This window comes from Rahnella perminowiae (assembly GCF_019049695.1).
Classification (GTDB): Bacteria; Pseudomonadota; Gammaproteobacteria; order Enterobacterales; family Enterobacteriaceae; genus Rahnella; species Rahnella perminowiae.
On sequence record NZ_JAFMOT010000183.1, the window covers coordinates 118,774 to 131,233 of the forward strand.

10 protein-coding genes are annotated in these 12,460 nt (G+C 52.6%); 8 read left to right on the top strand and 2 right to left on the bottom strand.

The annotated features are described in order from the left end of the window. Positions 1-4: 4 nt before the first annotated feature. The 4 genes from relA (at position 5) to eno (ending at position 6,487) form a co-directional block, all read left to right on the top strand. The gene (gene relA / locus J1781_RS17815; protein ID WP_129954563.1) at positions 5-2,242 is read left to right on the top strand and encodes a GTP diphosphokinase; all 2,238 of its coding nucleotides are present in this window, start codon (positions 5-7) and stop codon (positions 2,240-2,242) included. Positions 2,243-2,318: 76 nt separating this feature from the next. Beyond that, a complete protein-coding gene (gene mazG, locus J1781_RS17820) occupies positions 2,319-3,122 on the top strand; it encodes a nucleoside triphosphate pyrophosphohydrolase (protein WP_129954565.1) in 804 nt (267 codons plus the stop codon). A gap of 347 nt (positions 3,123-3,469) precedes the next feature. Further along, positions 3,470-5,107: a glutamine hydrolyzing CTP synthase gene (gene pyrG / locus J1781_RS17825; protein ID WP_013573994.1), complete on the top strand. Its 1,638-nt coding sequence runs from the start codon at positions 3,470-3,472 to the stop codon at positions 5,105-5,107. 75 nt (positions 5,108-5,182) lie between these two features. Beyond that, positions 5,183-6,487 (top strand): phosphopyruvate hydratase, encoded by a 1,305-nt coding sequence (eno, locus tag J1781_RS17830; protein ID WP_129954567.1) that lies wholly within the window; start codon positions 5,183-5,185, stop codon positions 6,485-6,487. 87 nt (positions 6,488-6,574) lie between these two features. Here the strand turns inward: eno and J1781_RS17835 are convergent, their stop codons facing one another. Then, positions 6,575-7,375: a MurR/RpiR family transcriptional regulator gene (locus J1781_RS17835; RefSeq protein WP_205951610.1), complete on the bottom strand. Its 801-nt coding sequence runs from the start codon at positions 7,373-7,375 to the stop codon at positions 6,575-6,577. A gap of 204 nt (positions 7,376-7,579) precedes the next feature. Between J1781_RS17835 and J1781_RS17840 the strand changes: the two genes are divergently transcribed. The 3 genes from J1781_RS17840 to queE all read left to right on the top strand — a co-directional run bounded on the left by J1781_RS17840 (position 7,580) and on the right by queE (position 10,600). Further along, positions 7,580-9,133 carry a PTS transporter subunit EIIC gene (locus J1781_RS17840; RefSeq protein WP_217233970.1) on the top strand — a complete coding sequence of 518 codons (1,554 nt, stop codon included), beginning with the start codon at positions 7,580-7,582 and terminating at the stop codon, positions 9,131-9,133. Positions 9,134-9,141: 8 nt separating this feature from the next. Beyond that, a complete protein-coding gene (locus tag J1781_RS17845; protein ID WP_217233983.1) occupies positions 9,142-9,831 on the top strand; it encodes an N-acetylmannosamine-6-phosphate 2-epimerase in 690 nt (229 codons plus the stop codon). Positions 9,832-9,928: 97 nt separating this feature from the next. Continuing rightward, positions 9,929-10,600 carry a 7-carboxy-7-deazaguanine synthase QueE gene (gene queE, locus J1781_RS17850; protein ID WP_217233984.1) on the top strand — a complete coding sequence of 224 codons (672 nt, stop codon included), beginning with the start codon at positions 9,929-9,931 and terminating at the stop codon, positions 10,598-10,600. A gap of 130 nt (positions 10,601-10,730) precedes the next feature. On the opposite strand, the gene queD is transcribed toward queE, so the two are convergent. Next, positions 10,731-11,090: a 6-carboxytetrahydropterin synthase QueD gene (gene queD, locus J1781_RS17855; RefSeq protein ID WP_113877448.1), complete on the bottom strand. Its 360-nt coding sequence runs from the start codon at positions 11,088-11,090 to the stop codon at positions 10,731-10,733. A 168-nt stretch (positions 11,091-11,258) separates the two neighbouring features. Here queD and J1781_RS17860 point away from each other — a divergent pair, with 168 nt between their 5' ends. Next, on the top strand, positions 11,259-12,254 hold the full coding sequence (locus J1781_RS17860) for a hypothetical protein (protein WP_129991596.1): 996 nt from the start codon (positions 11,259-11,261) through the stop codon (positions 12,252-12,254). The last annotated feature ends 206 nt before the right edge of the window (positions 12,255-12,460 follow it).

A 12,460-nucleotide genomic window follows, 5' to 3' on the forward strand; every position in this document is an offset into this window, starting at 1 on the left:
GGGTATGGTTGCGGTAAGAAGTGCACATCTGAATACGGCTGGCGAGTTCGCGCTCGACGACTGGATCAGCAGTTTAGGACTGTCCAGCCAGCAATCATGTGAGCGTTTAGCCGAAACCTGGCGCTACTGCGAGCAACAAACACAGGGCCATCCTGACGCCTCGTTGCTGCTGTGGCGCGGTCTGGAGATGGTTGAAATCCTCTCGACCCTCAGTATGGATAACGACAGTATGCGCGCGGCGCTTCTGTTCCCGCTGGTTGATGACGGCATCATCGACGAAGATACTCTGACTCAACAGTTCGGCAAGGGCATTACTGATCTGGTACACGGCGTACGTGACATGGACGCCATCCGCCAGCTGAAAGCCACGCAAAACGACTCTATGGCCTCCGAGCAGGTGGATAATGTCCGCCGCATGCTGCTGGCGATGGTGGAAGATTTCCGCTGCGTGGTGCTGAAACTGGCTGAGCGTATCGCCCATCTGCGCGAAGTGAAAGATGCACCGGAAGAAGAGCGCGTACTGGCGGCCAAAGAATGTACCAATATTTATGCGCCCCTGGCCAACCGTCTGGGTATCGGTCAGCTAAAGTGGGAGCTGGAAGACTTTTGCTTCCGTTATCTGCACCCTGACGAATACAAGCGTATTGCCAAACTGCTGCACGAGCGTCGTATTGATCGTGAGCAGTATATCGACGATTTTGTGTCGACCGTTAAAAACGCGATGGCCGAAGAGGGCATTAAAGTCGATGTTTACGGACGCCCCAAGCATATCTATAGCATCTGGCGCAAGATGCAGAAAAAATCCCTGTCCTTTGACGAACTCTTCGACGTGCGCGCCGTGCGTATCGTGGTGGAGCGCTTACAGGATTGCTATGCCGCGTTAGGCATTGTACACACCCATTTCCGCCATCTGCCGGATGAGTTCGACGATTACGTCGCCAACCCGAAACCGAACGGTTATCAGTCGATTCATACCGTGGTGTTAGGGCCGCGCGGGAAAACGCTGGAAGTGCAGATCCGCACCCGTCAGATGCATGAAGATGCTGAACTGGGCGTCGCGGCGCACTGGAAATACAAAGAAGGCACCGCCGTCGTCGGTGGCCGCAGCGGGGGCTACGAAGGTCGTATTGCCTGGCTGCGTAAACTGATTGCGTGGCAGGAAGAGATGGCCGATTCGGGCGAAATGCTCGATGAAGTGCGCAGCCAGGTCTTCGACGACCGTGTGTACGTGTTTACGCCAAAAGGCGACGTCATCGATCTGCCGATGGGTTCCACGCCGCTCGACTTCGCCTACCACATCCACAGCGATGTCGGTCACCGGTGTATCGGGGCGAAAATTGGCGGCCGCATCGTGCCGTTTACCTATCAGTTGCAAATGGGCGATCAGATTGAAATCATCACCCAGAAGCATGCGAACCCAAGCCGTGACTGGCTGAATCCGAGCCTCGGTTATGTTACGACCAGCCGCGGACGTTCGAAAATTCAAAACTGGTTCCGTAAACAGGATCGCGATAAGAATATTATTGCCGGTAAGCAAATCCTCGATGACGAACTGGACCGGCTGGATATCAGCATCAAAGATGCCGAGAAACTGCTGCTGCCACGCTATAACGTTAACTCGCTCGATGAAGTGTTGGCGGCGATCGGGAACGGCGATATCCGCCTGAATCAGATGGTGAACTTCCTGCAATCGCAGCTGAAAAAGCCGAGTGCGGAAGAACTGGACAAAGAAGCGCTGCGCCAGCTGACGCAGAAAACCACGCCGCCACCGACCCGCAGCAAAGACAATGGCCGCGTGGTGGTTGAAGGTGTGGGCAATCTGATGCACCACATTGCGCGCTGCTGCCAGCCGATACCGGGCGACGAAATCGTGGGTTACATTACTCAGGGACGCGGAATTTCAATCCACCGTGCCGATTGTGATCAACTGGAAGATTTACGCTCAAATGCCCCGGAACGCGTGGTTGATGCAGTGTGGGGCGAAAGCTATTCCAGCGGGTATTCACTGGTCGTGCGTGTCGTCGCCAATGACCGCAGCGGTTTGCTGCGCGATATCACCACCATTCTGGCCAATGAAAAAGTGAATGTTCTCGGCGTGGCCAGCCGCAGCGATACCCGTCAGCAACTGGCAACTATCGATATGGATATCGAGATCTACAACCCGCAGGTTCTGGGGCGTGTGATTGCCAAACTGAACCAGTTGCCGGATGTGATTGAAGCCAAACGACTTCATGGCAGTTGATTACCTGCTTCTAAGGCCCGTTCGACGGGCCTTTTCTTTTTTGCTTCTGACAACCTTTTAAAAACGGACAGATCTTATGACCGAATCTTCTTTGCAACGCCTGCTCACCATTATGAAAACCCTGCGCGACCCGCAAGCGGGTTGTCCATGGGATAAAGAGCAAACTTTCGAGACGATCGCCCCGTACACGCTGGAAGAAACCTACGAAGTGCTGGATGCCATTGCCCGCAAAGATTACGACGATGTGCGCGACGAACTGGGCGATTTACTGTTTCAGGTGGTGTTTTACGCACAGATGGGCAGTGAACAGGGGTTGTTTGAATTTGACGATATCTGCAATGCCATTTCAGATAAATTAGAGCGCCGTCATCCGCAAATTTTTGGGCAGGAAGCAGCCTGGTCGAAAGACGCCAGCAGCAAAGACGTACTGGTCAAATGGGAGGCGCGCAAGGCGCAGGAGCGGGCGGAGAAATCCCTGCATTCAGCGCTCGATGATATTCCTTCCGCCCTCCCTGCGCTGATGAAAGCGCACAAAATCCAGAAGCGCTGTTCGAATGTCGGCTTCGACTGGACGACGCTCGGACCGGTTCTCGACAAAGTGTACGAAGAAATCGATGAAGTGATGTTCGAAGCGCGTCAGGTGGTGATTGATGAAGAAAAGCTCGGCGAGGAAATAGGGGATTTGCTGTTTGCGACCGTTAATCTCTCACGCCATTTAGGTCATAAAGCGGAAGATGCATTGCAGGCGGCCAACCGCAAGTTTGAGCGCCGTTTCAGGCAGGTCGAGGAAATTATCCGTGAAAAAGGCTTAAACATGGAGGAGGCGACGCTTGAACAGATGGAAGCCGCCTGGCAACAGGTGAAAAAGCGGGAAGGCTGAGTTCCACAAGGGACTTTGATCGGAAACAATATCTGCACAAGCTGAAACGGTTAAGCTCAGTACTCTGGACGGCTTAACCGGCTGATCTGCGGCAGTAAAGTCCAACAAATTGAAATCTAAGATGTTTTAGCATGTCATGCGAGCAACACAGCACTTTTAATAAGGTAACTGGTTGTTTTTGAAAGAATGAAAGAACAGGGCCGGCAGGGTTAACCCTGGTGAACGGACGGTAAGGAAAACGATGATGGACAGCAAAACGTTTATTTGTGGCGCACACAAGGTTCCGGTATACTGTTTTCCCGTCTTGGTTACTCCATCATCTTTAAACCTAACCTCTCAGGTTCAGCATGACAACTAATTATATTTTTGTGACCGGCGGGGTCGTATCCTCTCTGGGTAAAGGCATTGCCGCAGCCTCTCTGGCGGCTATTCTCGAAGCCCGTGGCCTCAACGTGACCATCATGAAACTGGACCCGTATATCAACGTGGATCCGGGTACGATGAGCCCAACTCAACACGGCGAAGTCTTTGTTACCGAAGATGGCGCTGAAACCGATCTCGATCTGGGTCACTACGAGCGTTTCATTCGTACCAAGATGACTCGCCGCAACAACTTCACCACGGGCCGTATTTATTCTGACGTGCTGCGCAAAGAGCGCCGCGGCGATTATCTCGGCGCAACCATTCAGGTTATCCCGCACATCACCAACAACATCAAAGAACGTATCATTGAAGGTGGCGAAGGCCACGATGTTGTGTTGGTTGAAATTGGCGGTACTGTCGGTGATATCGAATCCCTGCCGTTCCTGGAAGCGATTCGTCAGATGGCGGTTGAAGTCGGCCGTGAGCACACATTGTATATGCACCTGACGCTGGTGCCTTACATGGCCGCTGCCGGTGAAGTGAAAACCAAACCGACTCAGCACTCAGTAAAAGAATTGCTGTCTATTGGTATTCAGCCAGACGTGTTGATCTGCCGCTCTGATCGCGCTGTGCCTGCCAACGAACGTGCAAAAATCGCGTTGTTCTGTAACGTGCCGGAAAAAGCGGTTATTTCTCTTAAAGATGTTGATTCTATTTATAAAATACCGGCGCTCTTGAAATCTCAGGGGCTGGACGATTATATTTGTAAACGTTTCAGCATCAATGCGCCGGAAGCCAACTTGTCCGAATGGGAACAGGTGGTTTACGAAGAGGCCAATCCGGGCGGTGAAGTCACTATCGGTATGGTGGGTAAGTACATTGAGCTGCCAGATGCGTATAAATCTGTGATTGAAGCGCTCAAACACGGCGGCCTGAAAAATCGACTGACCGTGAATATCAAACTTATTGATTCACAAGATGTCGAAACCCGTGGCGTCGAAGTGCTGAAAGGTCTGGATGCTATCCTTATCCCGGGTGGCTTTGGTTACCGTGGTGTTGAAGGAAAAGTAGCCACAGCGCGTTATGCACGTGAAAATAACATTCCTTATCTGGGCATTTGTCTGGGTATGCAGGTTGCACTGATTGAATTCGCCCGTAATGTCGCGGGTATGGAGAATGCCAACTCTACCGAATTTGTGCCAGACTGTAAGTTCCCGGTGGTTGCTCTCATCACCGAATGGCGCGATGAAGAAGGTAACGTTGAAGTGCGTTCCGAAGACAGTGATTTAGGCGGTACCATGCGTGTAGGTGGGCAGCAATGTCATCTGAACGACGGTAGCCTGGTTCGTGAGATGTACGGCGAGCCGACAATAGTTGAACGCCATCGTCACCGTTACGAAGTGAACAATATGCTGCTGAAACAAATCGAAGCCGCAGGTTTACGCGTAGCCGGTCGCTCTGGCGATAAGCAACTGGTGGAAATCATTGAGCTGCCGAATCATCCATGGTTTGTCGCTTGCCAGTTCCATCCAGAATTTACGTCAACGCCGCGTGATGGTCATCCGTTGTTTGCAGGCTTTGTGAAGGCTGCCGGTGAGTATCAGAAGCGTCAGGTAAAATAAAATACCGGGGAAACGACGTGTCTCAGGCACGTCGTTTAACTGAAGCTTTAGTTAACTTGTACTGAGGAAATCCTAATGTCCAAAATCGTTAAAGTCATCGGTCGTGAAATCATCGACTCCCGTGGTAACCCGACCGTAGAAGCTGAAGTTCATCTGGAAGGCGGTTTTGTTGGTCTGGCTGCTGCGCCATCTGGTGCTTCTACCGGTTCCCGCGAAGCGCTGGAACTGCGTGACGGTGACAAATCCCGTTTCCTGGGCAAAGGCGTACTGAAAGCCGTTGCTGCTGTAAACGGTCCTATCGCTCAGGCTGTAACCGGTAAAGACGCTAAAGACCAGGCTAACATCGACAAGATCATGATTGATCTGGACGGTACCGAGAACAAATCTAAGTTCGGTGCTAACGCGATTCTGGCTGTTTCCCTGGCTGCTGCTAAAGCTGCTGCTGCTTCTAAAGGTCTGCCACTGTACGCACACATTGCAGAACTGAACGGCACTCCGGGCAAATATTCTATGCCACTGCCTATGATGAACATCATCAATGGCGGCGAACACGCTGACAACAACGTTGATATTCAAGAGTTCATGATCCAGCCTGTTGGCGCCAAAACGCTGAAAGAAGCTATCCGCATGGGTTCAGAAGTGTTCCACACTCTGGCTAAAGTGCTGAAATCTAAAGGCATGGGTACTGCTGTAGGTGACGAAGGTGGCTATGCGCCAAACCTGGGTTCTAACGCCGAAGCTCTGGCTGTTATCGCTGAAGCGGTAAAACAAGCAGGTTACGAGCTGGGTAAAGACGTGACTCTGGCAATGGACTGTGCGGCATCTGAATTCTACAAAGACGGTAAATACGTTCTGGCCGGCGAAGGCAACAAAGCTTTCACTTCTGAAGAATTCACTCACTTCCTGGAAGAGCTGACCAAACAGTATCCAATCGTGTCTATCGAAGACGGTCTGGACGAATCTGACTGGGATGGTTTCGCTTACCAGACTAAAGTTCTGGGCGACAAAATCCAGCTGGTGGGCGACGATTTGTTCGTAACCAACACCAAGATCCTGAAAGAAGGTATCGATAAAGGCATCGCTAACTCCATCCTGATCAAATTCAACCAGATCGGTTCTCTGACCGAAACTCTGGCTGCGATCAAAATGGCGAAAGACGCTGGCTACACTGCCGTTATCTCTCACCGTTCAGGCGAAACTGAAGATGCTACCATCGCCGATCTCGCGGTGGGTACTGCTGCAGGCCAGATCAAAACCGGTTCTATGAGCCGTTCTGACCGTGTTGCTAAATACAACCAGCTGATCCGTATCGAAGAAGCGCTGGCGGCTGCGGGTACTCCTGCTCCGTTCAACGGTCTGAAAGAAGTGAAAGGTCAGTAATTACTGCGCCTGTAACGCTTTCTTAAAACCCGCTCCGGCGGGTTTTTTTATGCCTGTAATTCAGGGGAAAGTGCGGAAATCGCTGGCTTAGAGCAATAAGGAAAGCGTGGCACTCGCACTGTGTTCGCTGGCCTGCAGGTAATCCGGGGAGAGGGTTAGCAACTGATTTATCAGTATTTCCACCAGCAACATTCCGCCGACTTTTGATGTTAATAATCCCGCTGTCAGCGGGCCTTCAGGTTTGGCGGCCACCAGTAATATATCGGCCAGCGAGGAAAGCGGGCTGTGCAGCGTATTGCTGATGCCGATCACCGTGGTGCCCTGACGCTTCGCCAGCGCGGCGGCGTGCAAGACATCTTTCGTTGAACCTGAGCTGGAAATGACCACCACAACATCCTGACCGTCCAGACTCACCGCATTCATCGCAGCGCGGTGCATATCGGCGAAACATTGCGACGCTTTGCCCAGGCGCAGCAGCTTGTAACCCAGATAGTCGGCCACGATAGCGCTGGCGGCAACACCATACACCTGCACGGAGCGTGCATGATGAATGTGCGATGCGGCGCCCGCCACCACCTGACGATCGAGCAGCTTTCCGGTATCACGCAGGGCGGTGATGCTGTCTTCGATAAGTGTCTGAATATCGTCATTGCCTTCAGCCGGGTGCAATGCCGGAGTTTGGCGCGTCTCAAGCGCGAGACCCATCTTAAATTCAGTAAACCCTTTGCAACCCAGCTGGCGGCAAAGCCGCGTGACACTGGCTTCACTGGTATCACTCTCCCGCGCCAGTTCAGTGATGGTCAGGTAAAGCACGCGCTGCGGCTGTTCCAGCACAAAACTGCCCAGCTTGTGCAGTGTGGGGCTGTAATTCTCCAGCCCCTGACGCATGCGCAGTAACAGCGTGCCTGTTTCCTTGGTCTGACTCACTGTGTTCTCCTCAGAATAATTGACCTGACTAGTTTGGCTGATGTGACGCCGTTAACGCCAGAAGAATTCCGTATTGATCACCGGGTACATTAGGTGGTAATTATTATTTTATTTGTATAGTGTGGTGAAAATAATTATCACAACAACGCAACGCGGAGTCATCTCATGTCAATATTCAATGGTTCAGGGGGCGGGGCCTGGTTCGAAAGAGCCCAAAAGTTTGGCAAGTCTTTCATGTTGCCTATCGCTATTTTGCCCGCTGCCGGATTGCTGTTGGGGATTGGCGGGGCACTTTCTAATCCCAATACGTTAACGGCGTATCCGTTTTTGAATATCCCGGCCTTGCAGGCGATTTTCACCGTCATGGCCAGTGCCGGATCGATAGTCTTTGCCAATCTGGCTGTGCTGTTTGCCGTCGGTGTCGCCGTCGGACTGGCCCGCAGTGATAAAGGAACTGCCGGTTTGTCCGCACTGCTGGGGTATCTGGTGATGAACGCGACCATCAACGCCATTTTGATCCTCAGGGGGCAACTCGCGGCCAGCAATCTGAGTGCGGCAGGGCAGGGGATGGCGCTCGGTATCCAGACGCTGGAAACCGGCGTGTTTGGCGGTGTGGTGATTGGGCTCGTGACGTGGTGGTTGCATCAGCGCTATAACAAAATCGAATTACCGCAGTTTCTCGGCTTTTTTGGCGGTTCCCGCTTTGTGCCGATCATCAGTTCCGTCGCGGCTATTGTCGTCGGATCGGTAATGTTCTTCATCTGGCCACACTTCCAGAAAGTGATTTTTGGCATGGGCGGGCTGGTGGATGCGACGGGCTACCTCGGCACCTTCATTTACGGTTTTGTGCTGCGTATGCTTGGCCCGTTCGGCCTGCATCATATTTTCTATCTGCCTTTCTGGACCACCGCACTTGGTGGCACCGAAGTGGTCAACGGACATCTGGTGGAAGGCACGCAGCGGATCTTCTTTGCTCAGCTGGCAGACCCCAATACCCAGCAGTTTTATATCGGTACCTCACGGTTTATGTCCGGGCGCTTCATTACCATGATGTTTGGCCTGGTGGGTGCCTGTCTGGCGATGTATCACACGGCGCGGCCTGAGAATAAAAAGCGCGTCGCCGGGCTGCTGCTTTCGGCGGCACTGACCTCATTCCTGACCGGGATCACCGAACCTATCGAGTTTTCGTTCCTGTTTGTCGCACCAATGCTGTATGTCCTGCACGCGGTGTTCGATGGTCTGGCATTTATGATTGCCCACATTTTGCAGATCACCATCGGACAGACTTTTTCCGGTGGCTTTATCGATTTCATTCTGTTCGGGGTCTTACAGGGGGAAAGCAAAACTCACTGGATGTATGTCCCGCTGGTCGGCGTGCCGTGGTTTGCCCTTTACTACTTCTCTTTCCGCTATCTCATCAGGCGCTTCAACTTGAAAACACCGGGGCGTGATGAGGCTGAAATTCAGCAGGACAACGTCGTGACCGATCGCGCCGGGATCATTATTGAAGCACTTGGCGGCGCGTCCAACATCGCGGAGCTGGATTGTTGTGCAACGCGTTTACGCATTAGCGTCCGTCAGGCCGCTAAAGTGGATGAAAAGATGCTGAAGGCCAGCGGTGCGCGTGCCGTGCTGATGCGCGGGAACGGTATTCAGGTCATCTACGGGCCGCATGTCACGATTATTAAAAATGAAATTGAGGAGATGTTGGGAGTATGAATCAGTCAATGTTAACGACCGTCAGGGGACAGTTGATCGTGTCCTGTCAGGCGCTGGATGACGAACCGCTGCACAGCGATTTTATTATGAGCCGCATGGCGCTGGCTGCTCTGCAGGGCGGCGCAGCGGGGATCCGGGCTAACAGTGCCGCGGATGTGAAAGCCATTCGCGCTACTGTGCCGCTGCCGGTTATCGGCATCATTAAGCGTGATTATCCGGCAAGCGATGTCTACATTACCGCCACCCTGGCGGAAGTGCGCGAGCTGATGGCCGTTGCACCGGATATGATCGCGATGGATGCCACTACCCGTCAGCGCCCGGGGGACATGCAACTTGCGGCGCTGGTGCATCGTATTCGTGAGGAGTTCCCGGCGCTATTGCTTATGGCGGATATCTCAACCTTAGAAGAAGCACTGAACGCGCAGGCTTTAGGTTTTAATTGTATCGGCACAACATTGCATGGCTATACTCAGGAAACACAGGGTCATAAACTCTGGCATGACGACTTCGCCTTCCTGCGACAAGTGCTGGCGCGGTGCAGGACGCCGGTCATTGCCGAGGGAAACGTGGAAACACCTGAAATGGCGGCACGGTGTTTAGCACTTGGCGCGCATGCTGTTGTGGTCGGGGGGGCAATCACCCGCCCGCAGCAGATCACGCAACGCTTTACTGACGCTATTCACTCTCCGGGCCGATAAACATTTTTACAGACACTCCCGCTGCGCCCTCTGTTTGGCGCAGCGCCTGTGATCTGCGATAATGTGTGCTGACTTTTTTGAGATGACTGAGAAACTGATGCAGTACCCGATTAATGAGATGTTCGAAACCCTGCAAGGGGAAGGCTATTTTACCGGTGTGCCGGCGATTTTTGTGCGCCTGCAAGGCTGTCCTGTAGGGTGCAGCTGGTGCGACACCAAACACACCTGGGATAAAATTGCCGATCGGGAAGTCGATATGCAGCGCATTCTGATCAAAACCGAAGAAAGTGATGCCTGGGGTAATGCTACCTCAGAACAATTGATTGAGGTTATCACACAGCAAGGTTACACCGCCCGCCATGTGGTGATCACCGGCGGCGAGCCATGCATTTATGATCTCACCGGACTGACGTCATTGCTGGAAAAAAACGGTTTCAGTTGCCAGATTGAAACCAGTGGCACGCATGAAGTGCGTTGTTCAGTGAATACCTGGGTGACCGTTTCGCCGAAAGTGAATATGCGCGGGGGGTACGACATTCTGCCGCAGGCACTGAAACGTGCAGATGAAGTGAAACATCCGGTGGCGCGTCAGCGTGATATCGACGCACTGGATGCCTTGCTTGAAACACTGACTGACAGCAAAGCGCGTATTATTGCCTTGCAGCCGATCAGTCAAAAAGAAGACGCCACCAAACTTTGCATCGCAACCTGTATTGCTAGGAACTGGCGACTGTCGATGCAAACGCACAAATATTTAAATATCGCCTGATACCCAGCATCCTTCGCGCTACCTCTGCGCTGGCTGCTTTCATTCACCCCAGTCACTGACGATTGTCAGCGCCGGGGGAATCATTCAATTGCCGCGCGGACATCGCACGAAGGATTGTGGGTATCCTGCGTTAGCCTTTATAAACGCAGCCTGCTGTGCAGGTTTCTTTGACGCGCACGGCGCTGAGCAGTGGCAGCTTAGGTTTCATCTCGTTCCAGATCCACGCGGCCAGCACTTCGCTGGTCGGGTTTTCTAAACCCGGAATGTCGTTCAGATTATAGTGATCGAGACGATCCAGCGTCGGATTAAACGCAGCTTTCAGATCGGCGAAATCCATCACCCAGCCAGTATGCGGATCCACTTCACCGGTGATTTCTAAACGGACGGTGAAAGAGTGGCCGTGTAGCCTTCCGCACTTATGCCCGGCAGGCACATGGGGTAAATGGTGGGCGGCTTCAAACTGAAAATCTTTAAACAATGTGGTGGTCATAAGGCAGTCTCGTTGCTCGAAAAAACGCGGCATAGTACCGGAATACCCGCTTACGTGCCATGACTTAACTGCGCTTTTCTTCACCAAATCCTGACTTCTCCTCTCTTTACTCTACCCGCATTGCTGGCTTACAGTGAGCCAGTAGAAACTAACCTGTTGAGATAGTGAATGATTACTGTGCTTCGTTGCGCTGTTCTGGCGCTGTTGTTCTCTGCCGGTGTACGGGCAGAAACCACGGTGCCTGCTCAGGAGCCCGCGTCTGCTGCGGCTAAACCGGTGGTGAAAACCTCTCAGGTTGTCAAAACTCCGGTCAGTAAAGCGCCTCTGATTTTCCCGCCAGGATCCGGGGTGATGCATATCGCGCTGGCACCGGGCAAAAAGCCGCTGGACGTTTTCACCTATCAACCGGTCGGTGCGGATGAGACGACGCCGGTGGTCATGGTCATGACCGGCGTTGACCGTAATGCAGCCACGTATCGCAATGACTGGATGACCGTCGCCGATCAATATCATTTGCGCGTCATCGTGCCACATTTCAGCGAGCAGGATTTCCCCGGTGCGGCGGGATATAACCTGGGCAACCTGACGGACAGCAAAACGCATCGTCGCCTGCCGAAATCGCAGTGGGCGTTCAGTATTGTCGATAATCTGTTTACGACGCTGCAAAAACAGGGCATCACCCGCCAGAAACAGTACTATTTGTTTGGTAACAGTGCGGGCTGCCAGTTTGTCCACCGTATGCTGACGCTGTTGCCTGAGCCGAATGTCAAAGCTGCAGTCTGTGCCGCCGCGGGCTGGTGGACATTGCCGGATACCGATCAGCGCTGGCCTTACGGTTTACGTGAAGCGCCGGTAGTGGTCAGTCAGCAGCAACTTAATGATTATTTTGCCAAACCGGTGCTGATTGCCGTCGGGGCTGAAGACGATGATCCTGAGAATCATCTGCTGCGTAAATCCAAGCAGGCGATGGCGCAAGGCACTAACCGGCTGGAACGCGCCGAGAGTTATTTCACCACGTCCCAGCAACGCGCTGAACAGAACAACACGCCGTTTAACTGGCACTTTATGGATTTGTCAGACATCGGTCACAGCGGCAGTAAAATGTCGGTATTTGCCGCAGGTCAGTTTGCGTGGTTTGAGCAGCACAATGCTTTCCATCTTTAAAAGTCTTCAATCCTGAAAAAAATTCATCACCCCGCTCCGGCGGGGTTTTTCTTTATGTATCCGGCACTTTGCAGAGAGCCTGAGAACAGCGAAGAAAATTTTTAGCGATTTCAGTATGATAAAAATCGTCGCTTACCACTTTTTCAGATAGACCTTACCTCTAAATCCTCTTAGTCATTTTGGTTATTTATTATTTCCATCACTTC